Origin of the sequence: Janthinobacterium sp. PSPC1-1, from assembly GCF_049897625.1 — a bacterium.
GTDB lineage: Bacteria > Pseudomonadota > Gammaproteobacteria > Burkholderiales > Burkholderiaceae_D > Janthinobacterium > Janthinobacterium tructae.
The window spans coordinates 605375-630241 of record NZ_JAFCWP010000004.1; the positions used below are offsets into that span (position 1 = coordinate 605375).

Genomic DNA, 24867 nt, shown 5'->3' on the forward strand with positions numbered 1-24867 from the left:
CAATCGGTTCAATGAAGTTCGGTATGGCAGGCGCAGTCGTGGCCGCTGGCCGCCTCGGACAGGTTTTGCAAAATCGCGCAGTCTTGCGACGGCTGCGGCTGGTCACACTGGTGGCGCAGGGTCACCAGTTGCTGCTGCAGGGTTTGCAAGTTCGCCATCTGCTCGGCGATGCGCAAGATATGGTGGTCGAGCAACTCATTGACGCTTTGGCAGCCTTCGGCCGGGTTGTTCTTAAATTCCAGCAAGGCGCGGATATCGGTCAAGCCGATCTGCAGCGAGCGGCAATGGCGGATGAATTGCAGCCGTTCCTGGTGTTCTTCGCGGTATTCGCGGTAGCCGGCGCTGTTGCGGCCCGGTTCCTGCAGCAAGCCCGCCTTTTCATAGTAACGCACGGTTTCCACGTCACAATCTGTCCGTTTGGCCAGTTCTCCGATACGCATGGCATCCCCTTTTCATTCTTTCGCGCAAATTCCGCTTGACCCTGTAGCGGCTACAGGGTTTCTAATGGAAGCATACACCAATCCAGAAGGATGATGCGATGCCACACGATAGCCATAACCACGCGCATGAGCACGATCATGAGCACGACCACAAGCATGAGCATGCGCCCAAGGCGGCCGGCTGCTGTTCCAGCCAGCATGCGTGCTCGTCCACGCCTGCCGCCCCATCCGGTCCAGCGTTGCCCAGCACCCCCATCGCCGGCGCGAGCACGGCCAAATACCGCATCGCCAACATGGATTGCCCCACGGAAGAACGCTTGATCCGCAACAAGCTGGCCACGATGGCCGGCGTGGTGGGCCTCGATTTCAACCTGATGAACCGCGTGCTCGACGTGCACCACACCCTGCCTACACTGGCCACGGTGGAAGCGGCGCTGCACGGCATCGGCATGCAGGCGATTCCCATGCAGGCGGACGCGGTCGTCGCGCGCGATCCGAACGAAGGCAGTCTGAGCAGCCTGCAAAAAGGCTTGCTGGTGGTTTCCGGCCTGGCCGCTGCCGGCGCCGAGGCGCTGGCGTGGACCACGCACGAAGACAGTTCGCCCCTCGTCATCGCCCTGGCCCTGCTGTCGATCGCCACGGGCGGCTGGCCGACCCTGAAAAAGGGCTGGATCGCCCTGAAAACGTTCACCTTGAACATCAACTTCCTGATGAGCCTGGCAGTCTTCGGCGCCATCGCCATCGGCCAGTGGCCGGAAGCGGCCATGGTCATCTTCCTGTTCGCCATCGCCGAGCTGATCGAAGGCTTGTCGCTGAACCGCGCGCGTAACGCTGTGCACAGCCTGATGCAGCTGGCGCCCGACACGGCCACAGTCGCCGACGCCAGCGGCGTCTGGCAGCCAGTACCCGTCGCCACGGTGGCCATCGGCACGCTGATGCGCGTGAAACCGGGCGAGCGCATCGCGCTCGACGGCATCGTGCAAAGCGGCGCATCGTCCGTCAACCAGGCGCCGATCACGGGCGAAAGCATGCCGGTGGACAAGGCCGTGGGCGACGTCGTGTATGCGGGCACCATCAATGAACGGGGCTTGCTCGACGTCACCGTGACGGCCAACAGCGGCAACAGCACGCTGGCAAAAATCGTCAAGGTGATCGAGGAAACCCAGGGCAAGCAGGCGCCCACGCAGCGCTTTGTCGACAATTTTGCCCGCTACTACACACCCGCCGTGGTGGTGTTTGCCATCCTGGTGGCCGTGCTGCCGCCGCTGCTGCTGGGCGCACCCTTCATGGCCTGGGTCTACAAGGCGCTGGTGATGCTGGTGATCGCCTGCCCTTGCGCGCTGGTCATTTCCACGCCGGTGACGGTGGTGAGCGGCCTGACGGCGGCCGCGCGGCGCGGCATCCTGGTCAAAGGCGGGCAATTCCTGGAAACGGGTTATCGGATCAAGGCCATCGCCGTCGACAAGACGGGCACCCTGACCATGGGCAAACCGGCCGTCACGGACGTGGTGGCCTTGGAAAGCAGCGACCGCGACGCCATCCTGCTGCTGGCCGCCAGCCTGGACGCGAACTCCGCCCACCCGCTGGCCGCCGCCATCGTCAAGGCGGGTCCACCCGCCGGCAGCCACCTGCCCGTGACCCAGTTTGCCGCCCTGCATGGACGCGGCGTGCAAGGCGATATCGATGGCCAGACGTATTACCTGGGCAATGCGCGTCTGATGACGGAATTGAAGCTCTTGACGCCGGAGCTGCAAGCCATCCTGGCGCGGCTGGAACAGCAAGCGTACACGGCCATGGTGCTGGCCAGCCCGGCCGGCGCGCTGGGCGTCATCGCCGTGGCCGACGTGCTGCGCCCCACGGCAGCGGCGGCCATCGCCAGATTGAATGCGCTGGGCGTGACCACCGTGATGTTGACGGGAGACAATTTGCTGACGGCGCAGCGTATCGCGGCCGAGGTGGGTGTCAGCCTGGTCAAGGCGGAATTGCTGCCGGAAAATAAACTCGATGAAATCAAGGCCTTGCAGCAACAGTTCGGCGTGGTGGCCATGCTGGGCGACGGCGTCAACGACGCCCCGGCCCTGGCGCAGGCCGACATCGGCTTTGCCATGGGCGCGGCCGGCAGCGACACAGCCATCGAGACGGCGGACGTGGCCTTGATGGATGATGAACTGGGCAAGTTGCCCGAATTCATCAGCCTGAGCCAGCGCACGCGCAGCATCCTCGTGCAAAACATCAGCTTTGCCATCGGCATCAAGGCCGTCTTCTTCGGCCTGGCCCTGGCCGGCATGGCGACCCTGTGGATGGCCGTGTTCGCCGACGTGGGCGCCAGCTTGCTGGTGGTGGCCAACGGGCTGCGCTTGCTGCGTAACAGCAAACAAGCATAGTCCCACGTAGAAATATTTCCATCTGGACAATTGCTGTAAAAAACGCTACTTTGGCGGCTGTTCCCCACCGCCGCCAAAGTAGCCGATGACCTTCCTGCCCCGCCTGACCCTGCTGGCCACTCTGCTGGCTGGCAGCTCCCTGCACGCCGAACCGATGTTTTTCACGCCCTGCTCCGATACGGCCGCTCCCGGCAGCCTGTGCTCGGGCTTGAACGTGCCCGGCAGCTATGATGCCCAGGGCCGCGCCGTCGGCGAGGCGGACGCCATGCACGTCTTCGTGCGCAAGTTTGCCACCGATGTGCCTGCAGGCAAGCCCGCCAAGGGTACCCTGTGGCTGGTGGCGGGCGGTCCCGGCGAATCGGGCGCCTCGTTCTACAGCCTGCTGCCCACCTTGCGCCGCAGCTTTCCCGGCTTTGAATTCCTCATCCCCGACCATCGCGGTACGGGCCACTCTTCGCGCCTGTGCAAGGTGGAGGAATCCGAACAAAGCCCGGGCGGCCGCGCGCTGGCCGGCGCGGAATGGGCCAGCTGCTTTACGGGCATCAATCTGATGCCGGAATATGTGGCGCAGTTTTCCATCACGACGGCCGCGCACGACTTGAAAGCCTTGATCGAAGGCGAACGGAGCACGGGGCACAAGCGCACCAAGCCGCCAGTGTATGTATACAGTGTGTCGTACGGCACGCAACTGGTCTTGCGCACCTTGCAGCTGGGGCCGCTGCCCGTCCAGGGCGTCATTTTCGATTCGCTGGTGCCGCCGCAAACGGATGCGCGCTGGGACTTGAACCAGCGCTCGCAGGTGGTCAACCATGTCGGCATGCAGGTGCTGGCCCGCTGCGACGCGGATGCATCTTGCCACGCGGCACTGGGCGAGCCAGCCGAAACCTTGTACCGGCGCGTGCTGGAGAAAATGCAAGCGGATCCCGCCCTGCTGGCGAAAATCCCCGGCAAGAACCTGAAAAACTTCCTGGGTGGCATGCTCGACGTGCCGGCCGCGCGCGTCCGCATCCCGTATCTGCTGCAGGAGCTGGACCAGGGCAAGGATGGCGAACTGGCGGCCGTGCGCGCCACCTTGACGCAGGCGGCGGCAGGGCTGGGCAATTACCCCCAGTCGCCGCTGTCGATTCCGCTGGTCAGCATCATCAGCAATTCAGAAAACAACCTGCAACCATCGTTGCGCCCCGGCTGGACCGCCGCCGACATCGACCGTGACGAGGCGGACTTGCTGTTTACCAGCCCCCTGCCGCGCATCCTGCTCGGCGGCGGCTTGCCCACCTACCCGCGCGATAGCTATTTCGGCGCTTTGCCGGCAAAAGTGCCGCCGATGCTGGTGCTGCAGGGAACCCTGGACCCGAAAACGCCGTACGCGGGCGCGCAGGCGCAAGTGCAGGCTTTGACACAGAGCAAGGCCGGCAGGGTGGCCCTGTCCACCGTGCACAACGCCCCGCATTTCATTTTATGGACGGCGCCCGCCTGCTTTGAACAGGCCAGCGCCCGCTTTATTGCCGGCAAGATGGAGCAGGATTGCACATTGTAAGTATTAAACCCCAAGGCAAGGTCTGGGGTCGGACCCTCAGGGTCCGACCCCAGTTTCTGCTTTCGGGTTGAACGTTTTCCCGATGCATCGTCGTTATGGAACATTCTGTCAGGATAATATGCGCAAAATCTGTTCAGTACTTTCACTACTGTCCGGCCTGGGGCTTGTCCAGGCAGCCGAACCCGCTTTTTCCGCTGGCACCATCTGCGCCTCGCCCGCGCAGCCCGTGCGCGAACAAGGTTACGTGCCCATCAACGGCATCGAGCAATGGATCACGCTCACGGGCGCCGCCTGCGGCAATCCCGTGATCCTGTTCATCCATGGCGGCCCCGGCAATGCGCTGAGTCCCTACGCGGATGCCATCTATGCGGGCTGGGAAAGCCACTACACGCTGGTGCAGTGGGACCAGCGCGGCGCGGGCATGACGTATGCGAAACAGCGCCCGACGGACGATGTGCCCTTGACAGTGGAACAGATGCGCGACGACGGCATTGCCGTGGCGCGCTATATCGAGCAGCATCTGGGCCAGCCAAAAGTCATTTTGATGGGCAGTTCCTGGGGATCGATTCTGGGCGTGCACATGGCCAAGGCGCGCCCCGACCTGTTCCACGCGTATGTCGGCACGGCGCAGGTGGTCAATGCGCGGGACAATGAGAGCGGCATGTACCGGGAAGTGATGGCGCTGGCGCAGGCGGCCGGCGATACCAGCACGGTGGACAAGCTGACGGCGCTCGGTGCGCCGCCATGGACGGACCCGCGCAACTTCGGCATTTTGCGCCGTTTCGACCGCAAATATGAAGGATTGGCAACGGATGCGCCGCCCAGGCACTGGTGGCAGCCGGCGCCGTTCTACGCCACGCCGCAAGCGCTGGCCGATGCCGAGGCGGCCGATGATTATTCGTACATCCAGTTCATCGGCCTGCGCGGCGACGGCATGTTTGCCAAGGTTGACCTGCCCGCGCTGGGCACGCGCTTTGACTTGCCCGTGTTTTTCATCATGGGCGAAGCAGACTTGCTGACCTCGCCCGCCATCGCGCGCACGTATTTCGACAGCATCACGGCGCCGTACAAGAGTTTTACCCTGGTGAAACGCGCCGGGCACGACCCCAACCAGGCCGTGCTCGACGCGCAATGGACCGTCTTGCGCGACAAGGTGGCGCCACTGCTGAAGCGCTGATCCATTAAACCGAGATCGCCCTGCGCGCCCGCAGGTGCAAGTGACGAATCGCCATGGCCGAGACCATCAAAATGCCCGACGCTGTGGCCAGCACGACAATAAACGCCTTGTCGAAGGCTGAACGGGCCAGTTCCGACACTTGCAAGCCCAGTTCGGCCGGCAATTGCTCGGCGGCCAGCAGCGCCGCATCGAGGGTGTCATGGGCATTCGGCAGCAGGCCCGCGCTTTCCGGGATCACCAGGGTGGCGCTGTAGACGGCCGACAGAATCGTGCCCAGCACGGTGACGCCGATGACGGCGCCCAGTTCATACGACACTTCCTCGATCGAGGCGGCCATGCCGGCCTGTTGCGGCGCTACGTTGAGCATCACGGCGCTCGACGCAGCCGTCATGACGGCGCCCAGGCCCAGGCCCAGGATCACCAGGCTGGCCACTTGCGCCGAGACGGCGGCGTCATGCAGCACCAGATACGATGCCATGCCGATGCCGGACAGCAGCAGCGAACCCCACAGGACCTTGGCCTTGTCGGCGCGCGGCAGCATGAAACCCGTCAGCGGGCCGGCAAAGACGGACGCCAGCGGCAGCGGCAACAGCAGCAAGCCCGCTTCCAGCGGCGACAGTTCCCGCACCAGCTGCATGTGCTGGCTCAGCGCCAGTTCCATGCCGATCAGGGCGGCCGAGGCCACCATGGCGGCGGCCACGGCGCTGGAAAACGGCAGTTCGCGGAACAGGGCGAAGTCGATCAGCGGCTTGGCTTGCCGCTTCTGGCGGCGCACGAATTTGAGCATGAAGAAGGCGCCCACGGAGAACGAGGCGGCGGCCAGCGCATACGAGGGCTGCGACTTGCCCAGTTCCTTGATCGCGTACACGCCACCAAGCAGACCCATCATGATTTGCAGGGAACTCTTCAAGTCCCACGGCTTGTCGCGGTTACCGGCCCGTTTCGGCAGGACGACGGCAGCCAGCACCAGGGTCAGCAACACGATGGGCACGTTGATCAGGAAGACGGAACCCCACCAGTAGTGTTCCATCAGGAAACCACCGAGCACGGGGCCAAACGCGGCGCCGCCCGAGGCAATCGCCGCCCACACGCCGATGGCGAACGAGCGCTCGCGGTTATCCGTAAACGTCAGGCGGATGATGGACAAGGTGGCCGGCATCATCAGCGCGGCGCCGATGGCCAGCAGGATGCGGGCAAAAATCAGCCATTCCGGCGCGGGCGAAAATGCGGCGCACAGCGAGGCGATACCGAACACGGCCAGGCCGGCAAGGAAAACGGGTTTGTGGCTCAAGCGGTCACCAAGGGTGCCGAGGCCGGGCAGCAGACCGGAGACGACCAGCGCGTACACGTTGATGATCCACAGTTTTTGTGAAGAGGATGCCTGCAAGTCGCGCGTCAGCGCGGGCAAGGCGGTGTAGAGCACGGTCATGTCGACCACGATCAGAAATAAGGCGCTGGAGACGATGGCCAGCGTCAGCCATTTTTTCATTGGATGCATAAACAACTCATGGATTTTAGTGTAATTTTTAACAACTATCGGTTTGGATAAAGCGGGTGCTGCGCAAATATTTACGTTCCAGGCTGCCACGGGCCTGGCCTTGTCGGGGGCGGCGGGCGTCAGCCACGGTCGCCATCCTTGTCATCCACTGTGGCGGACATTGCGTCAAGTTCGCGCAGCATGACGACGGACACTTGCTTGAAACCGCGGCCCTGGAAGAATTGTTGCGCCGTCAGGTTGTGCGCGCCGCATTCGAGGAACAGGCGGGCGATGCCGTGGTTGCGCAGCTCGTCGGCTACCCACTCCACCAGCTGGCTGCCGATGCCGCTGCCGCGCACGGCGGGCAGCAAGACCAGGTCGTCCAGCGCGGCGAACGATTTCGAGGCGCGCTGGCGCGTGTCGATAGAAACAAGGGCCATGCCGATGATGGCGTCACCGGACATGGCGACAGCCAGCAGGGTCGAATCGCCATGCGCCCAGTCATGCGACAGGGCTGCACGGATTTCACCACGGATGACCTCAGGCAAGTCCGCGCGCCAGTTGCCGGGCGCGTCGGCGCGTTCGCCCTGCAGCTCAGAATGGGAGATATAGTCGGCGCTGACGTTATCAAGATATAACTTGCACAGCGCATCTTCGGCGGTGGCGTCGTGACACCAGCTGAAGCTGATGGCGGGGGAATTGGCTTGGGCGTTTTTCATGGCGGATCTCATGTTATTGAATTAGTAAAGGCATTTTATGTCGCCCCTGAATGGCATTCAAGTTAAAATCCATCTGTAAAACAGATAGGTGGATGCCATGCACTGGACTTTGGAACAAATGCGCTACTTTGAAGCGGCCGTCGCGGCCGGTTCTTTCTCGGGCGCGGCGCGCCGGTTGGGCCGCGCGCAATCGGTGGTCAGCACCTCGATTGGCTTGCTGGAAGCGGAATTTGGCGTGGAACTGTTCGACCGTTCGCGCCGCAGCGCCGTGCTGACGGAAGCGGGCAAGGTGATGCACCTGGAAGCGTGTGAACTGCTGCGCCAGGCCGAGCGCTTGCAGCTGCGCGCCCAACTGCTGAGCGAAGCGCCCGAAGCGCAGCTGACCCTGGCGCTGGACGAAGCCCTGCCCTACCTGGCCATCAGCAAGCTGGTCAAGGAACTGGCGGCGCGCTACCCGGCGCTGGAACTGGTGATGCTCAACGCCACGGCCTCGGAAGTGGCGCAATACGTGGAGCAGCAGCAAGCCGACGTGGCTTTTCACTTCGACCGCGGCCCCATCTCGCCCATATTGGAACAGCAGCACATCGGCAGCGTGGCGCAAGGCGTGTTCGTGGCCAAAGGCCACCCGATGGCGCACGGCCAGGAAGTCAGCCGCAACGAGCTGACCCGCTACCGCCAGTTGATCATGGATTCCGAGCTGAACCGCGAACACGCCTTCAGCCCCGCCGTCTGGTTTTCCGACAGTTTTTACAGCATCGCGGAAATGGTGGCCGACGAGCTTGGCTGGGCCATTTTGCCGCTGAATATCGCCAATTACGACAACTACAAGGGATACTTGCAGGAAGTGCCTTGCCCGGCGCTGGCCTTGTCGCGCTTGCCGGTGCGGCGGCTATCGATCCACGGCAAGAAGCTGAGCGAGACGAGTTTGTGGCTGACGACCAGGCTGGCGGAGTTGTTGTTGGATGGGCCGAGGGGCTGAGACGGCTGGACAGTCGCCGAGCTGGCGCCCATGATCTAAAATGGCACGCTCTGGACATTCAATGGAGTACAGCATGGATTTCGATTGGCACGGCGGCGTCATTACCCGGCACACAGTCGTTGATGCCAACTACAGGAGCACGCAAAACGTCAGGCGCTTCCTGTTGCATCAGTGCGGCTCCGAATTCAAGCTTGACCGCGATTTCATGGCCTGGATACGCGATGGTGCGGTTAAAACCATGGGTGATGTCGCGGATGAATGGCTGCGTCGGCATAATCAAGCCGGTGATGCGTAAATAAATAATTAATAGGTATTGAAAGCTTTGCATGATTCACTCAACCGTCATCAACAACTGGCTCACCATGGCAAAAGACGATGCCGTGGAGATTGATCCCGACGACATCAATCACGAAGCGACGAGCAATATGTGGAGCTTCTCGCCCACGGATGAGGAAACGCCGCAGATTCATGCGGCCGAGATCGTCGAGTTCATCGGTGAAGTGATTGCGGCCCGGCGCAGCGCGCTCGCTGGTGAGGATATGCTGTTTTATTGCTGGCACGATGCGCAATGCCGCCAGCTGCGCTACAGCCTGGTGTCGCGCTCGCATGGCCGGTTGCCGTTTCGCTGCGCGCTGCGTGAAACGCAGGATTTATCTCTGATCGCCGACCGCGTGGTGAACGGGGACTGGCGCAACGAGCACTATATGCAGGCCCCGTCGGAGCAAGGCGATGAGCAGGAGCCGGCGCCGTTCGTCCTGCCCGTGTTTGTCGTGCCTGTTCCCTAGGAATCAGCGCGCCACGATCAGGCCGGGAAGCGCGCGGGCCGGCAAGCCGCCAGAGCGGACGCTGGCGTGCCATCGACGATTTCCTCGCTGGCAAGCTCGCCCACAATGGCCGCCAGCACCACGCCCGGATGCATGGCGCACACGTATGCGCCTGCCACCTGCGGCAGATAGCCGATGACGGGCACGCCGTCAATGGGCATGGGGCGCAGGCCGATGCCGGCGAATGCCGACGCGATGGCTTCGGCGCCCTCAAGTTCTTCCCGGATCGCGCTGGCCGTGCGCAGCGCGATGGCGGCAGGCTGGTTTTCCGGCGCGTCGTCCACGTAGTCCTCCGCTGCCAGTATGGTCCCGTCCTCGGCTTGCCGCACTTCCATTGCATGGCTGGAAATGATGCCGCGCACCAGGCCGGGCGGCGCCTGGTAGCGCAGGAAGATGGCGGGCGAGGCGTGAATCGGCAGGCTGCCGCCCAGTTTTTGCGCCAGCGCGGCAGTACCGGTACCTGCCGCCAGTACGATCAGATCCGCCTCGATGACTCCCGTGGCCGTTTCCACGCCCGTCACCTTCGCGTCCAGGATTGTAAAGCCCAGCACGGGCGTGTGCGTGCGGACTGTCGCGCCCAGCGCCCGGGCCGCTGCCAGCAAGGCATGCGTGGCGGCAACGGCGTCGAGGGCACCCTGCTCTGGCTCGTAGACGGCCTGTTGCGGCGGCTGCCGCAGATGCGGTTCCAGCTGGGCGATGCGCGCGCGGTCAATCAAGATGGATTCGGGTGACACCCGCCCATCCTGCGTGCCATACGACAAGGCGCCATGCCAGCGCAGCGTCAATCCGGGTACCTGCGTTTCCAGCTGGCGCCAGGCGGCGATGGCGCCGCCGCGCAGAGCCGCTATAGGGTCCGGTCCGGCACAGGACGTGTTAATCCACGCAAACGAGGTGCCCGTCACGCCGGAAGCGATACCGCCCGCCTCGACCACGGTGACTTTTGCACCCTTGCTGGCCAGGTGGTAGGCCAGCGACGCGCCAACGATGCCGGCGCCGATGACGACGATGCGTTGGGGGGCTGCCCGCAGCTCCAGCGCATAGGCATGGCCATCGACGGCCGTGCCTTCCACGATGGCAATATCGGGCACGGCCATTCCCTGCACGAAACCGCAGCGCTCCAGCACGCGGATCGACGCCGCATTGCCGTCGATGGCGCAGGCGCACAGGCGTTGCAGCTGCCACTCGTCTTGCGCCAGAGCGATCAGGTGGTGCAGCGCGGCCGTGGCCAGGCCCTTACCCGCCTGCTGCTCGCCGATGCGGTAGCCGACTTCGGCCACGCCTTGCTGCCGGTCGATGTCCTTGAGGTTGGCGCGCCCGATCAATTCTCCGTGTTCGCCCACGATGACGCAGGGGTGCATGCGTCCCTGTGCGTGCTGGTCCAGGAATTGCGCGACGTGCGCGTGGATGCCGTCAATGCTGTAAAAATCGTCGGGGCGCCGGTCGATATGGCGCTCGAACCAGGCCCGGTTGGCTTGCTCGAACGCCAGCAAGGGTGCTGCGTCGTCGGGGCGCAGGGTGCGTATGGTGTGTGTTCTCATGCAGACTCCTGGAAAGGCATGAGTCTAGTGACACGCCACCCGGCCCGTCAATCTTGATTCCATCAATCAATATAAAGTGACAAACGCTACAATGGCCGCCATGAACAACGATCTGTCCGCTGCCGAAGCTGCGCGCCTCTTGAACGTCAGCCTGCCCACCCTGTATTCCTACGTAAGCCGGGGCTTGCTGAGCTCCGTCAGCAACGGGCAATCGCGCCGCAAGCGCTATCCGCAGGAAGATGTGCTGCGCCTGGCAGCGCGCAAAAGCGATGCCAAGCGCGGTGGCCAGACGGCCGTGGCCGCCATGCACTGGGGCTTGCCCGTGCTGGAGACGCAGATTTCGCATATTGCTGACGGACGATTGCTGTACCGGGGCTGCGATGCGACGACATTGGCCGCGTCCGCGACGCTGGAGGCGGCCGCCAGCCTGCTATGGGACGATGGCGCGAGTGACTATTTTCGGCAGGATGCGCCTGTCCAGCAGCAGGAGCTGGCCAGCGCGCCGGATGCGCCGCCGCTGGCGCGCGCCATGCTGGCCATGGCCATGCTGACGCCAGCGGACATTGCGCACTCGCTGCAGTCCGGTCCCGCCTTGATGCGCATCCTGGCAGCCGCCCTGCTGCAGACGGCGCCGTCCGCCTTGCCGCTGCATCAGCAACTGGCCCAGGCGTGGCAAGCCGATGCGGAGCAAACTGAACTGCTGCGCGCGGCGCTGGTGTTGCTGGCCGACCATGAATTGAATACGTCGACCTTTGCCGTGCGCTGCGTCGCCTCGACGGGTGCCAGCCTGCCCGCCGCATTGGGCGCGGGCTTGGCGGCCTTGTCCGGAAACAAGCACGGCGGCGGCAGCGCGGCGGCGCGGCGCATGTTGACGCAGGCGCTGGCCGCGCCAGACGCCAGGGATGCCATCCGCGCCTTTTACAAGATGTTCGCGCCGGAATTTGCCGGCTTTGGCCACCCGCTGTATCCAGGCGGCGATCCGCGCGCCGCGTATCTGCTGGGAATTCTGTCGACGCTAGCGCACGAGAACCCGCAACTGGCCGCCATCCTGGCGGTGTGCGTGGCGGCGGGCGAGCTGCTCGATGCCAAGCCGAATGCCGACCTGGCGCTGGCGGCCATGGAACTGGCGTTTGATTGGCCCGAGGGCGCAGCACTGAGCGTGTTTGCGCTGGCCCGCTCGGCCGGCTGGATCGCGCATGCAGCCGAGCAAGCCGCCAGCGCAGCGCTGATCCGTCCGCGAGCGCGCTACATCGGACGCCACCAGCGCGACTAGCAATTTACGCTTGATTTATTACGCATACGTAGTAGTATACTCCGCATGCGTACCAATACTTCCCCCACCCCAGACATTCCCGATGCCGCCGCCTGCCCGCTGGGCGAGCGTTCGCCGCGCCTGTTCAATCTGCTCAACCTGGCGCGCCAGAACCTGTTTCGCTCTGCCGATGCCGTGTTTACCAGCGAACTGGGATTCTCCGGCACGCAAGTCGTCGCTCTATTTGCCCTGAAGGGCGAGGAAGGCTGCCAGTTGAAGGATCTGGGGCGGGCGCTGCAGCTGAAAAACTCGGCCGTGACGGGGCTGGTGGCGCGCATGGAAGAAAACGGCCTGATCGTGCGCGGCCAGTCGGCGCTCGATGCGCGCGCCGGCACCCTGCACATGTCGCCCAGGGGCGGCGAGGTGCTGGCCGCCGCCCTGCCCCTGCTCGACAGCCTGAATGCACAACTGAAGCAAGGTTTCAGCGAGGAAGAACTGGCCGTCGTCGCCCGCTTCCTGTTACACGCCTCGCGCCTGCGTTTTACGCAGGACGTCTGAGCATCCCCACATCACCACCACAGGAGTTACCCATGCACCCCAACGACATGACCGGCTTGCAACTGATGCAAGCTTTCGCGCAAGGCCTGTTCCCCCGGCCCGGCATTTCCAAAACCATGCCCATGGATGCGCACACGGTGGAGCATGGCCGCGTGATCTTCACGGCCACGGCGAATGAAACGCACACCAATCCCATGGGCGGCGTGCACGGTGGTTTCGCCGCCACCGTGCTCGACACGGTCACGGGCTGCGCAACGCACACGGTCTTGCCGGCCGGCGAAAGCTACGGCACGACGGACCTGAACATCAAGATGTGCCGTCCCCTGCCCTTCAATGTGACGGTCTACGCCGAAGGCAAGGTCATCAATGCAGGACGCAACCTGGTCATTTCCGAAGGCACGATCCGCGACGAAGCCGGTAAAGTGTACGCGCACGCGACCGCCACCTGCATGATCATCCGCCCTCGGGAGCAGGCGGCCGCATGATATGGCCCGGCATGAGTTTGTGCAGTTTTTAGCTGTATCGACATTCAGAAAGATTGGAATTTTGCATGAGAGGCACCATCCTATGGATTTCCATGTAAACGCTAAATCCTATAATTGCTACGGCGGACACACAACGTTGTCGCCGATCGGGGATTTTCTTCTGGCGGGAGGTGGCAATTTTGGAGACGCGATCAAGGAAATTGCCGTCACGCTTCACTTTAGAGACTCTGGTCCGGCAAAGAAGACCTTGGAATCGCTCTTGCAGACGCACAACAATTTCCGCTCAACGCTACCTAAGATCACTTATCGAAGAGCAAAGGGCAAGGTCGAGATCGAGATCGCCAGCGAATTGATGGAAGGTCGGGACTGGACACGTTCTTCAACATTGTCTTTGCCACTTTTTAAAGCAGGTGTTGATGAAGTCATCAATGCACTAGGGCTATTGAGAGCGCGATTGAAGCGCACTGATGATTTTAGCCTGGAGAAATTTCTAGACCATTGTGAAGCTGCCAAGAAACGCATCCCGAATTCGGAGGAAGCTCTGCAACACCTTGCATCTGGGCTGGAGGCAGCAGCACAAGCCAAGCGTGATGGAATGTCACCTTGGGAGAAGTTGGGAATTGATTGGGAGGACTTTCATCCCAAAGCACGCGAAATTTTGGATGATCCATTTTTTTGGAACTGCGCGGATGATTTCTCGCCGAACGGCAATGATACTGGAGCCGATCTTCTGGAGAGCTATCGCGATTGGCACAAGGCGCACAAGGACGTCATGCCAATTCGATTCCTTGAGAAACTGGCAAGGCAGTGGGGATACTCCGACATCGACGCCATGGACGATGATGTTCGCTGCGAAGCGTCGATTGCTCTCGCATTTGCGGATATCAAGTTAAGAGCGGCATGCAACCAACAGGCGCGACAACTGGCATTGGACTGTATCGGGCAGCAAAGAGCTCAGGCACTGGCCGCTGGGAACTGGTCTCATCGGGAAGAAAAGCTCAATGCTTTGAATCAGATCGAAGCAAAGTTGAAGCAAATGGATAACGCCATGGTGCATTTGACGCGCTGAAGCGCACCGATCACTTCTGCGAGCGGCAGCAATGGGCACAAGCCGCCAGAAGTTGAGCTTGACGAACATCAGCCTCCCCCGGGCGAAGCTCGCATATTTTCTACAACATATTGCGCAATATATTGTATGATCGGGGCTCACTGTGGGGGGAACACTAGAATGCGCTATCACTTATGTCTGCTTCAAACGCTGTCGGCGCTGTCCATCGTTTGCGCATCTGGCGCTTTTGCCGAGGCACCGGGCATCTCGCGAGACGAAAAGGGCGCGGTCATCGCCTCCCTCGATAGCGCCTTGAATGCGAACTACCCGTTTCCGGACATCGCAAGAAAAATTGCGCCGGTGCTTCAGGAAAGGCTGAAAAAGGGAGATTATGACTCGGCGACCACGAAGGCAGAGTTTGCGAGCAAGCTGACCGACGATCTCCTCAAAGTCAGCGGCGACCTGCATTTCCTCGTGGGTGTCGACGCGAAGTGGATCGCGGAATTCAAGGCGAAGGCCAATCCGGCGCTCAAGTCCAAGATACGAAAAGAAGAATCGAGCACGCTGGAGGAAACGAATTTCGGTTTCGATGAGGTCGCTCGTCTGAAGGGAAATATCGGTTATATACGATTCAGCTATTTTGCCGATCCGGAACTTGCCTATGATACGGCGGCGTCCGTTATGCGCTTCGTCGGCAATACGGATGCCGTTATCATTGATTTGCGCTATAACAATGGCGGACATCTGGAAATGGCGCAATTTTTAGCGAGCTATTTCTTCTCCAGCGAGAAAGACCAGTTGCTCTTCGACTATTATTACAATGAGGATGGCAAGCGTATCCAGCGCGGGCAATGGGTGCTGCCGGGCTTGCCGGGCAAGCGTATGGTGGACAAGCCGGTGTATATCCTGACCGGCTCCACCTCGTTTTCCTCCGCAGAATGGTTTTCCTATGCGATGAAGAAGCTCGGGCGAGCGACCCTGATCGGGGAGCGGACCGCCGGCGGTGCACATCCGGTTGCACGCAAGCCGCTCAACGACGATTTTTTCGTGCAAGTGCCGATCGGCCAGATCCAGGATCCCGTGGACCATGGCGATTTCGAAGGAGTTGGCGTGCAACCCGATATCCCCAGCCCCTCTATTCGCGCGCTGCCTTTGGCGCACAAGCTGGCGCTTGAGAATCTGGCGAAGACCGATGACGCCAGGCAAACCGAATTTGCCTGGCTGCTGCCGAGCTTGACGGCAGCTATCGAGCGCCCGCACGTCGATGCCGGGATGTTGGCGAAAGCGGCCGGAAAATATGAAGGCCGCCAGATCATCCTGGACAATGGCACGCTCTACTATATCTGGCGCGACCGGTTTCGGGTCGCGCTTGAGCCGATCGGTCCCGACCTGTTCGCGGTGGAAGGCGTGTCAGATTTTCGATACCGTTTGAATGTTTCGCGCGGGAAAGTGACGGTGCTGGAGCGCGTGAACAAGGACGGCAGCATCCAGAGGTACAAGCGCCTTGACTAAGCAGATACCTCACCCGGCCGCGGTCGATGACGCCGTGTTTCTTGGCCGCGCTGTCGAACGGCTGAGCGTCCTGATCGCCGAGCAATCCAAGACGGTCTTCGATACGATGGGGATCGTCATCCCGGTTCGTTCCTGTTCGCTGATGACTGTTCTTGCAACGCTCGGCACGGCCTGCGCCTCGGATCTGGCGCGCGAACTCGGACATTCGCACCAGCTGGTCATGCAAAAGATACCAAAGCTGCTCCGCCTGGGCCTCATACAGTATCGGAACGATGACAATGATGCGCGACGACGGATATTGATGCCCACGGATGAAGGCTTGTTGCAGCTGGCGAAATTCGAGCAGTGCACGGTACTGATACGGGCGGCCTATGCCGGCTTGTTTGCCGAGGTGGGAGACGTCAGGCAATTCGTGGATCGGGCCGCCGATGCGCTCAACGAAAGGCCGCTGGACAAACGCATCAGTTCCCCTGGCTGACGGAGACAGTGTCCATGTCTGCCTGGTTTGCTCAGGATGTCTGAAATGGAGCTGCCTGTGTCGCCGCTGTAGCAGTCGTCCGACTGCTACAGCATGTGCCTGTACGTGGGCCCTTGTGTCTTGTCCCTGCCGTGCCGCGCTTCTAGACTGGGGCCTTCTCCACACTGCGACTGCCTGCCATGACCGACCTCCTGCCCCTGATGAGCTATTGCTTTGTGATGTCCGCCACGCCCGGGCCGAATAACGTCATGCTGGCCACCACCGGCGCCAATTTCGGCTATCGCGGCGCGCTGCCGGTCATCCTCGGCATCCAGGCCGGCATCTTTGTACAGACCATGCTCATGTGCGTGGGGCTGGGCAGCGTGTTCGTCGCGTACCCGATGGCGCAGCAGGTACTGCGCATCGCGGGCGCGCTGTACCTGATGTTTTTGGCCTGGAAGCTGGCCGGCGCCTCTGTGGCGGGAAGCAGCGCACCGAAGGCCGTATCGTTTGGGCAGGCGGCGCTGTTTCAGGCGCTGAACCCCAAGAGCTGGCTCAAGGCGATCACCATGGCGTCCGTCTTCATGCCTGCGCACAGCAACATGCTCGCCAGCGCGCTGCTGGTGACCGTGATCGGCACCGTGGTGGGCATGCCGTGCAACGCCATGTGGGCACTGTTCGGCGTGTCGATCCGCAGCGTGCTGAAAGCGCCCCGCAACCAGCGCATCTTCAATCTGGTGATGGGTGGCATCCTGCTGCTCCTCGCAGTGATGTTTTTACGTTAAACTTCCGCCCATGTTCGCCATCGACCGCTCCTCCCCCATCGCCCTGTTCAAGCAGATCGAGGCCGCATTGCGCCAGCAGATCGCGCAACGCGTCCTGCCTGGCGGGACCAGGCTGCCGTCGATCCGCCAGCTCGCCACGCAGCTCGCGGTCAGCACCAACACCGTGGTGGTGGCGTATGACAGGCTGGTGGCCGCCGGCGTCATCGATACGCACGGCACGACAGGCTTCTTCGTCTGCGCGCCAATTGACGCCAGCCGCGCCATTCCCGACGAGGTGGCGCTGGAGGCGGGCCAGGAGCAGGAGCCGGTTTGGCTGAGCCAGCAAGTGAACGACCAGCGGCCGGGCGTGCTGCTGGCCAGCAGCGGCGCCCTGCCACCCACCTGGCTGCACGATGCGTTGCCGGCGGCAGCCGTGCAACGTGGCCTGGCGCGCAGCGCGGCCGGCATGGCTTCGCGCTGTCCGCCGCAAGGGCTGGCCGAACTGCGCGAGCAAATCGCGTTGCTGTTGCGCGGCATCGGCATCGCTGCGGACGCCAGCCACATCCTCACCACCTTCGGCGGCACCCATGCCATCGATCTGATCTGCCGCACCTTCCTGCAGCCCGGCGATACGGTGCTGGTGGAAGACCCCGGATACTTTCTGATGTTCGGCCGGCTGCGCCAGGACGGCGTGCGCCTGGTGCCCATTCAGCGCCGCCCCGATGGCCTCGACCTGGACGAACTGGAAGCGGCCTGCCGCGTGCACCGTCCGCGCCTGCTGTTCATGCAGACGGCGTTGCACAATCCCACCGGGTGGAGCAGCAGCGCCGCCAACCTGCACAAGGTGCTGATCATGGCGCAGCAGTATGGCTTCCTGATCGCCGAAGACGACGTGCACGGCCATTTCCAGCCGGGCCACAGCACGCGGCTGGCGTCGCTGTCCGGACTGGACGGCGTGATTTACTACTCCAGCCTGTGCAAGGCGCTGAGCCCTGCCCTGCGCATGGGCTACCTGGCTGCGGCGCCCGCCCTGCTCAAGCTGCTGATGCGCACCAAGATCCACTCCATCATGACGTTGCCTGCGCTGAACGAATACGTGTTGCTGGAAGTGCTCAAGGCCGGCAACCTGCGCAAGCACCTGGAGCGGCTGCAACGCAAGATCATGGTGGCGCGCAACGCCAGCACGCGGCAATTGAGCGCGGCCGGCGTGCTGTTCGAGCAGCCCGGCGACGCAGGCATTTTCCTGTGGGGCAGCATGCCCGAAGGGTTGGACGTGGACTTGCTGGTGCAGGACGCCTACCGCAACAAGATCCTGCTGATGCGCGGCGCCGCGTTCTCGGCCAACGACACGCCCGACCAGCACATTCGCTTCAACGTCGCCTTCAGCCAGCATCCGCGCGTGAGCGCCTACCTGGAAGAACGCCTGCGCGCGGTGGCTGGCGCGCGCTCAAGCCTGGCCCGCGCCAGTGCCGCCGCCAGCATCGCGCGCAAGGATGCTTAAAAGGATTGCTTTTAACGTCTTGCAAAACCACTCGCCTGCCTTCTTATTGCCAAAGAAGTAACAACACCATACACTGAAGCATTCAGGGCGTCCGTTATCGGCTGCGGATTCAATCGGTGGTCGCTCCGCAAAGGCAGCCGGCTGAGTTCGGCCAAAAGCAGACCTATTGCGAGGCTACGCCTTAACTCGTCATGTAGTCGTTACATCGCATTCTCATTGTTCGTTGTTCGACTTCAGAGATAATCATCAGTAACCCCAGATTCAGCATTCTCCAAACGTAGCAAGAAAGGATTCAATGCGCCGTCTCGTCGTCTTAATTCCCCTGATGTTTTGCACGCCTATGGCCTTTGCAGCCGTACCAGTGAATATTCACGTTCCACCTAATGTGCAAGCGTGCACTCGTGCGCAACCATGTCCAGTTGCAATCCTTAGCCCAGGATATGGGCTTTCCGGTTCAGACTACTCATTCGTCACACAAAATCTCAACCGAATGGGTTACTTGGTTGTCGCGTTGCAAGATAGCTCTGGCGGCATAGAGTTAGATCGAGGCGCGCCGATTAGGAGGCAACTGCAGGCGATGGCCCGCGTAGCTTCACGGTCGATCTCCACCGTGATCGACGGGACCGCAGTACGCTATCCTCAGTTCGATTGGCGACACTTGCTTCTCGTCGGGCACTCCCTTGGTGGCGACAGTTCGGCTCAGTTTGCCGCTGACAACCCGAGCCGCGTATCCGGCTTTATCAGCCTCGACAGCCGTCGGGTCGCGTTGCCCCGCTCAGCTGGTATCCACGTCCTGACAATTCGTGCCAGTGACACCACTGCCGACCCCGGTGTACTGCCGAATAAGAAGGAGCGCGGCCACTACGGTACATGCGTGGTCCACATCAAAGGCTCGCGCCACAAGGATATGCAAGATGCTGGTAGTGAACAATTGAAGGCCAAAATTGTATCCGCTATCGATACTTTCCTCGTTCCAGCGCAGCACCCTAAATACGCTTGCGACCGAGACTCAAAGCTCGAATAATGGATCATTTTGATATTGCAAAGTCCGCTATGGGGCGGAATCTGCCGATGACGGCAACCGGCCAACTCCGGACATTCATGCTCTCGTTCGTCAATTTTTGAAAACTTATGCAAGAACGATTTCACACTGACATGCTCGCTAACTACAACAACCGCGCAATCCTTGACCGTTCGGACACCTTACCATTTCTTTACTGGCGACTTTATGCAGGCCGTCGAGGTGATCCGTGCGGGGCAGGTGCTGGGTTGGTCGCTTAAGGACATCGCGGTGCTCGATACGAGGCGCCGCGAACAGGGCAATCCGCCTGCGCGAGCCGTGGCCATCCTGCGCGGGCAATTGGCGGAGATCGAAGCGAAAGCCGCCGAGCTGAACTGGATCTGCGCGCAGTGGCGTGATAAGTTCGACTTGCTCGACTTGCTCGACTGGCTCGCTCACGGCGCGCAGGCGGGATTCGGGGCATACGGCTACCGGGTCGCCGCGCCGGGCAGCGTATAGTCGAAGGCATCGCGGGGAAGCGTTCTCTGCGATGAACTACTATGCGATGATGTGCGGCGCTTTCGATTTTTTTACGGGCCTCGGCCCATAACGCAGTTAAACGTCACCAACCGACCAGTGATCTCAAGTCAACTACTATTTTTCTTTAGCGCCCTGGGCTCCGTGAATGGCGTATTGTTGGCGTTTTACTTTTTCAGCCGCCGATCCCATCGCCTGACGCATGCCATGCTCGGCGCATTGCTGCTGGCGATCGGTTTTCGCACGGTTAAATCGGCGTTTTACTACTTTAATCCCGACCTTGCTGTCGCGTTTATTCAACTGGGCCTGTCGGCGTGCCTGCTGATCGGGCCGCTGACATATCTGTATGTCCATTGCCATCTGGCCGACGTGACAGACAGTGCCGTCAGCAAGCACTGGCGCTCGCATCTTTTTCTTCCCTTATCCTTAATCGGCATCGCCGTGCTATTCCCGTATTCGCGCAATACGGACACTTGGTTCTATGTGATTTGCGGCATCCATGCTTACTGGTTTTCTTATTTGCTATTGGCTGGCAGGCAGCTATGGCAGGCGCGCAACGTATTGGGCCGAGTCGATGGCCGATTTTCCCGTCAAACAGCGCTCCTACTCAGCGTTTATTTCAGTAGTTTCCTGATACTCGTCGCTTACGTTAGCACACCATTCACATCGTATATTATAGGCGCGCTCTCGTTTACTTTTTCTATTCACATCACGATCATGACGTATATCGTGAAAAATGAAGCGGTGGACGAGGTAGGTAAGAAGGAAAAATACCAGAATAAGAAAATGAGCGACGACGATATCCGCGCATTGCTCAATTCCCTCGATAAGGTAATGTGCGAGCAGCAGCTGTATTTAAATCCGGCCTTGAACCTGGCGATGCTGGCGAAGAAAGTTGGCAACCTGCAAACGACGGTTTCCCAGGTAATCAATGAAAAACTTAATAAAAGTTTCAACCTTTATATTAACGAGTTTCGCATTCAGCACGCTAAAAACTTGTTGATCACGGCATCCCACCTCAATATGGAACTCGTTGCCGAGCGCAGCGGTTTCAATTCCAATTCCACATTTTTTGCCGCGTTCAAGAAGATCACGGGGCAAACGCCTGCCGGCTATCGAGCGGTCTTTGCATCGGTGCCGCTCTCATCCTGTGGCGATGGCGCTGACCGTGCGCCTGCGTCGCCGCAACGCCATCGCGTCACCAGCGATTCCTGACATACCGCGTCGCACGCAGCTGCCGACCGTTGGCGCCGGTAAGCCCAGTGTGCTGGCCGCCTGAACTTGTACTTGCGCTTCATCGCAACCATCGTTGCAATCTCTCTCAAATTATGGATCCGGAGTCCGAAATTGTGGTTTGCGACCACGGACTTCCCCGTTCGCTCTAACGTGTCATTCGGCAGCGTCGCTTCGTCGCACAGTGTGCGGATCCGATAGCCGCCCGAACAACCGTATTTACCTTCGGCGAATAGGTAATAGTGAAACTTTAGGTACTGTATGAACCAATATATTCTTTTGCGCGCCATTCGCTATGTCCTTCTCTTGTTTTTCATGACCGGGCAGGCGATGGCTGCTACGGCGCCTGCCGTAGCAGGCGCGGACCGTGATCGGATCACAAAAACCTTGACGGACTATATGGAGGGAACGGCTAATGGTGAACCGGAAAAATTGAAGCAGGCGTTCCATCCTGATTTCAAGTTATACGCAGTAACGGAAGACAATGAATTGCTGATCCGTTCCGGAGAACAGTACATAGAGCAAATCAAATCGGGCGAAAAAATTAGGCGTATCGGAAACATCGTATCGATCGACATCGAAAACAATGCGGCCACCGCAAAGGTAGAAATACTAATGCCAAATTTCAGGCTTTACACCGATTATTTCCTGCTGCTCAAATACGCGGGCTCTTGGAAGATCGTGCAAAAGAGTTACACCTGGAAATCGGTACCAAAGCAGCAAAGCCGGATCTTGTTCGTCACGTCTAACCAGCATACCTATGGCAATACTAAGATCAGCGCGGCCAACCATTTCGAGGAAATAGTCATTGCCTACGACGTTTTCAGGAAAAATGGCTATGCCGTGGATTTCGTCAGTCCCGATGGCGGTGCAATTCCAGTCGGCTACGTCGATACGTCGAATCCGACGCAAAAGGAACACCTGTATGACGCCAGCTTCATGGCCTTGCTCAAGAATACGCTGAAACCCGAACAAATCAACGCTAGTGAGTACCAGGCCGTCTATTTCAGCGGCGGTGGGGCGGCCATGTTTGGCGTCGCAGAGAATGAGAAAATCCAGAATATCGCCGGCACAATCTATGAAAATGGCGGTGTTGTCTCAGCCATCTGCCACGGCACGGCCGGAATTGTTAATCTAAAGAATCGCGATGGCGCGTTCATCTTCGCGAACAAGAAAGTTACCGGATTCCCCGATATTTTCGAAGACACAAAAGCCGAATATTACAAGGCATTTCCGTTTTCCATCGATAAGGAGGTTAGCAAGAACGGCGGGAATTTTGTCTATTCTAAAAGATGGGGAGACAACTTCTTCATCGTCGACGGAAACGTCATCACGGGACAAGATCCGACGGCCACTGTTTCCGTGGCGCAGGAAGTGATCAAGAATCTCCAGCGACAAAATTAAATAGACAGGGACTTACAATGAACATCCAAACCTTAAAAGCAGCATATTTAATGCTGGGACTCCTTGTATTGCTTCCGTTTTCGGCAAGCGCGGACGACGCCGAACCAATTCTGGTAGAGAAGTTCGACCAGATCGTCAGCGAAATCAATACACCGAACAAACCGGCATTTGCGATCGCTATTTTCAAGAAGGACAAATTGATATACGAGAAATCTTTCGGAAGCGCTAATCTCGAATACAAGATTCCTGCCACGGTTAATACGAAATTTCAAATCGATGCACTTGCCTGGGAATTTATCGCGTACTCCGTTTTGAAGCTCGAAGAGCAGGGCAAGATAAAATTAAATGACGATATCAGCATGTATGTGCCGGGGTTGCCGGATTTCGGCAAGAAAATCACCGTCAATCATTTGCTGAGTTCGACTGATGGCTTGCACGGATACAAGGTCTTGAAGTCGTTGTCAGGCTGGGAGCCGGCAGGGGGCGAACAGCACAATGCCATCCTAGAGCTAGTAAAAGGTCAAAAAAAATTGAACTTCGACCCGGGTGACGTCTTTTCGCCGGGCGGCGACACGCGGCTGATAGTGCTGGCGAAGATCGTCGAAGTCGCATCGGGAAAACCTTTTGATGACTATTGCAAAGATAATATCTTTGCGCCGCTCGGCATGACGAACACCGCGTTTGTCTACGGCGACGCACCGCTGGAAAACACGGCCGTGCCGTACCGCGATGACGGCAAAGGCGCCTATAAAATCGACTATGGCAACGGAAACGTTCCAGGGCCTGTCAATCTATATAGCTCGATTAGAGACCTCGCGCTCTGGCGCTCCGCCATCTTATCCGACGCGCTCGGCGGAAACGCACTGGCCACTAAACTGAATGCACCGATCAAGCTTGATGGCGGCGAAATTATCAAGGATATCGCCAGCATTTCGACATACGGACAGCAACACGCCAGCAAGGAACGGGGAATTGAAAAGATTTACCAGATAGGCAGTTTTGGAGGATACGCGAGCTCGATTTTCCGTTTTCCCGATCGGGAAATTACAGCTGTCGTATTGAGTTCCGGCCTGGCGTACAACGGAATGTACGGCATGCAGATTGCCTCCACGATATTGAAAGACTATTTCCTCGAGCCTGAAACCATCGATTATTCCAAGATCGAAAGCGTGAAGCTGAGCCGTGCGCAGATTCAGAAATACGAAGGCGTGTACTGGAGCAGCGAACGGGCGCTTGCTGCGAGAGTACACGTTAAAAATGATGTCTTGTATTACACGCGGACGGAAGCCGATGGCCGAATACTGATCCCGTTAAGCGATTCGACCTTCCAAATGAAGATTGATGGCGACGATCATTATTTTATTAAATTCGTGGATAAGAAAGGAAAAATGGAAATGCACTTCAGCATGGGGGAAAGCGATCCCGTTGTTTTCGAACCGTACAAGGCGGTTTACTACGCAGAAAATGAACTGGCCCAATTCACGGGAACGTTCTACAGCGAAGCGCTCAATTCTTCTTTCGTTTTCGTGGTAGATAACGGCCAGCTCACGGCAAAAAATGTGCGTGTGGGCTCCGTTACTTTTAAACCAACTAAGATGGATATGTTTTCTGGAAATAAATCTTTCATGGGCGGCATTCAGTTCAACCGTAATAGCAGGAATAAAATTATCGGATTTCAAGTTGTCGTAGATGAGGTACGGAATCTGGAATTCAAGAAGATACGTATCGACGGTAGTTGAGTTTGCGGGATCTGACTGGGGTGCGGTTAGGAACGTATTGATCAATTCAATCTCCAGCGATTTCAAGGCGAGGTAACTGACTTAACAGATCTGCAATTGAGAAACTCAAAGAAATGGGGCTGCCCTAGGCTGGCAAGCCGACAGTCCGCAATGGGGCGTAACCTGCCAACGACGGCAACCGGCTGCGGATTCAATCGGTCAACGCAACACACTGTTCAAATCGTTGAGCCGGTGTTTGGTAGTGTAGCGTCTTCCTGGGGCGCTCGTTGAGTCTTCTGGCTACTGCATCGAGTTGCTCTTGC

23 protein-coding genes are annotated in these 24867 nt (G+C 59.6%); 19 read left to right on the top strand and 4 right to left on the bottom strand.

The annotated features are described in order from the left end of the window. Positions 1-8: 8 nt before the first annotated feature. The gene (gene cadR, locus ACP7EG_RS16515; RefSeq protein WP_034787498.1) at positions 9-440 is read right to left on the bottom strand and encodes a Cd(II)/Pb(II)-responsive transcriptional regulator; all 432 of its coding nucleotides are present in this window, start codon (positions 438-440) and stop codon (positions 9-11) included. Positions 441-538: 98 nt separating this feature from the next. On the opposite strand from cadR, the gene ACP7EG_RS16520 reads away from it, so the two are divergent. The 3 genes from ACP7EG_RS16520 (at position 539) to ACP7EG_RS16530 (ending at position 5538) form a co-directional block, all read left to right on the top strand. Then, positions 539-2824 carry a heavy metal translocating P-type ATPase gene (locus tag ACP7EG_RS16520; protein WP_426088475.1) on the top strand — a complete coding sequence of 762 codons (2286 nt, stop codon included), beginning with the start codon at positions 539-541 and terminating at the stop codon, positions 2822-2824. An 85-nt stretch (positions 2825-2909) separates the two neighbouring features. After that, entirely contained in the window at positions 2910-4361 is a 1452-nt protein-coding gene (locus ACP7EG_RS16525; RefSeq protein ID WP_426088476.1) for an alpha/beta fold hydrolase, read from the top strand. 118 nt (positions 4362-4479) lie between these two features. Further along, positions 4480-5538 carry an alpha/beta fold hydrolase gene (locus ACP7EG_RS16530; protein ID WP_426088477.1) on the top strand — a complete coding sequence of 353 codons (1059 nt, stop codon included), beginning with the start codon at positions 4480-4482 and terminating at the stop codon, positions 5536-5538. 4 nt (positions 5539-5542) lie between these two features. Here the strand turns inward: ACP7EG_RS16530 and ACP7EG_RS16535 are convergent, their stop codons facing one another. Together ACP7EG_RS16535 and ACP7EG_RS16540 are read right to left on the bottom strand one after the other, a co-directional pair. Continuing rightward, on the bottom strand, positions 5543-7027 hold the full coding sequence (locus ACP7EG_RS16535; RefSeq protein ID WP_426088515.1) for an MFS transporter: 1485 nt from the start codon (positions 7025-7027) through the stop codon (positions 5543-5545). Between the two features lie 128 nt (positions 7028-7155). After that, positions 7156-7734 (bottom strand): GNAT family N-acetyltransferase, encoded by a 579-nt coding sequence (locus tag ACP7EG_RS16540; RefSeq protein ID WP_426088478.1) that lies wholly within the window; start codon positions 7732-7734, stop codon positions 7156-7158. A 97-nt stretch (positions 7735-7831) separates the two neighbouring features. Here ACP7EG_RS16540 and ACP7EG_RS16545 point away from each other — a divergent pair, with 97 nt between their 5' ends. The 3 genes from ACP7EG_RS16545 (at position 7832) to ACP7EG_RS16555 (ending at position 9498) form a co-directional block, all read left to right on the top strand. Next, on the top strand, positions 7832-8713 hold the full coding sequence (locus tag ACP7EG_RS16545) for a LysR family transcriptional regulator (protein ID WP_426088479.1): 882 nt from the start codon (positions 7832-7834) through the stop codon (positions 8711-8713). Between the two features lie 73 nt (positions 8714-8786). After that, positions 8787-9008: a DUF6434 domain-containing protein gene (locus tag ACP7EG_RS16550; RefSeq protein WP_426088480.1), complete on the top strand. Its 222-nt coding sequence runs from the start codon at positions 8787-8789 to the stop codon at positions 9006-9008. A 31-nt stretch (positions 9009-9039) separates the two neighbouring features. Then, the gene (locus ACP7EG_RS16555) at positions 9040-9498 is read left to right on the top strand and encodes a hypothetical protein (protein ID WP_426088481.1); all 459 of its coding nucleotides are present in this window, start codon (positions 9040-9042) and stop codon (positions 9496-9498) included. Between the two features lie 17 nt (positions 9499-9515). On the opposite strand, the gene ACP7EG_RS16560 is transcribed toward ACP7EG_RS16555, so the two are convergent. Next, positions 9516-11075: an FAD-dependent oxidoreductase gene (locus tag ACP7EG_RS16560; RefSeq protein WP_426088482.1), complete on the bottom strand. Its 1560-nt coding sequence runs from the start codon at positions 11073-11075 to the stop codon at positions 9516-9518. Positions 11076-11151: 76 nt separating this feature from the next. On the opposite strand from ACP7EG_RS16560, the gene ACP7EG_RS16565 reads away from it, so the two are divergent. The 13 genes from ACP7EG_RS16565 to ACP7EG_RS16625 all read left to right on the top strand — a co-directional run bounded on the left by ACP7EG_RS16565 (position 11152) and on the right by ACP7EG_RS16625 (position 24565). After that, a complete protein-coding gene (locus tag ACP7EG_RS16565) occupies positions 11152-12348 on the top strand; it encodes a citrate synthase (protein ID WP_426088483.1) in 1197 nt (398 codons plus the stop codon). A 45-nt stretch (positions 12349-12393) separates the two neighbouring features. Beyond that, on the top strand, positions 12394-12885 hold the full coding sequence (locus tag ACP7EG_RS16570) for a MarR family winged helix-turn-helix transcriptional regulator (RefSeq protein WP_426088484.1): 492 nt from the start codon (positions 12394-12396) through the stop codon (positions 12883-12885). Between the two features lie 32 nt (positions 12886-12917). After that, positions 12918-13370 (top strand): PaaI family thioesterase, encoded by a 453-nt coding sequence (locus ACP7EG_RS16575; RefSeq protein WP_034748275.1) that lies wholly within the window; start codon positions 12918-12920, stop codon positions 13368-13370. A gap of 82 nt (positions 13371-13452) precedes the next feature. Then, entirely contained in the window at positions 13453-14439 is a 987-nt protein-coding gene (locus tag ACP7EG_RS16580) for a hypothetical protein (protein ID WP_426088485.1), read from the top strand. Positions 14440-14598: 159 nt separating this feature from the next. Continuing rightward, a complete protein-coding gene (locus ACP7EG_RS16585) occupies positions 14599-15930 on the top strand; it encodes a S41 family peptidase (RefSeq protein ID WP_426088486.1) in 1332 nt (443 codons plus the stop codon). Further along, a complete protein-coding gene (locus tag ACP7EG_RS16590; protein ID WP_426088487.1) occupies positions 15923-16408 on the top strand; it encodes a MarR family winged helix-turn-helix transcriptional regulator in 486 nt (161 codons plus the stop codon). Before ACP7EG_RS16585 ends, ACP7EG_RS16590 begins: the two co-directional genes overlap by 8 nt. A 179-nt stretch (positions 16409-16587) precedes the next feature. Then, a complete protein-coding gene (locus ACP7EG_RS16595) occupies positions 16588-17172 on the top strand; it encodes a LysE family translocator (RefSeq protein ID WP_426088488.1) in 585 nt (194 codons plus the stop codon). Positions 17173-17182: 10 nt separating this feature from the next. Beyond that, positions 17183-18652 (top strand): PLP-dependent aminotransferase family protein, encoded by a 1470-nt coding sequence (locus ACP7EG_RS16600; RefSeq protein ID WP_426088489.1) that lies wholly within the window; start codon positions 17183-17185, stop codon positions 18650-18652. A gap of 295 nt (positions 18653-18947) precedes the next feature. Then, on the top strand, positions 18948-19676 hold the full coding sequence (locus tag ACP7EG_RS16605) for a hypothetical protein (RefSeq protein WP_426088490.1): 729 nt from the start codon (positions 18948-18950) through the stop codon (positions 19674-19676). A gap of 204 nt (positions 19677-19880) precedes the next feature. Then, the gene (locus ACP7EG_RS16610; protein ID WP_426088491.1) at positions 19881-20171 is read left to right on the top strand and encodes a MerR family DNA-binding protein; all 291 of its coding nucleotides are present in this window, start codon (positions 19881-19883) and stop codon (positions 20169-20171) included. A gap of 162 nt (positions 20172-20333) precedes the next feature. After that, on the top strand, positions 20334-21404 hold the full coding sequence (locus ACP7EG_RS16615; RefSeq protein ID WP_426088492.1) for a helix-turn-helix domain-containing protein: 1071 nt from the start codon (positions 20334-20336) through the stop codon (positions 21402-21404). A 279-nt stretch (positions 21405-21683) separates the two neighbouring features. After that, the gene (locus tag ACP7EG_RS16620; protein ID WP_426088493.1) at positions 21684-22826 is read left to right on the top strand and encodes a nuclear transport factor 2 family protein; all 1143 of its coding nucleotides are present in this window, start codon (positions 21684-21686) and stop codon (positions 22824-22826) included. Positions 22827-22843: 17 nt separating this feature from the next. Continuing rightward, positions 22844-24565, top strand: a complete 1722-nt coding sequence (locus ACP7EG_RS16625) for a serine hydrolase domain-containing protein (RefSeq protein ID WP_426088494.1) — start codon at positions 22844-22846, stop codon at positions 24563-24565. Positions 24566-24867 lie beyond the last annotated feature (302 nt).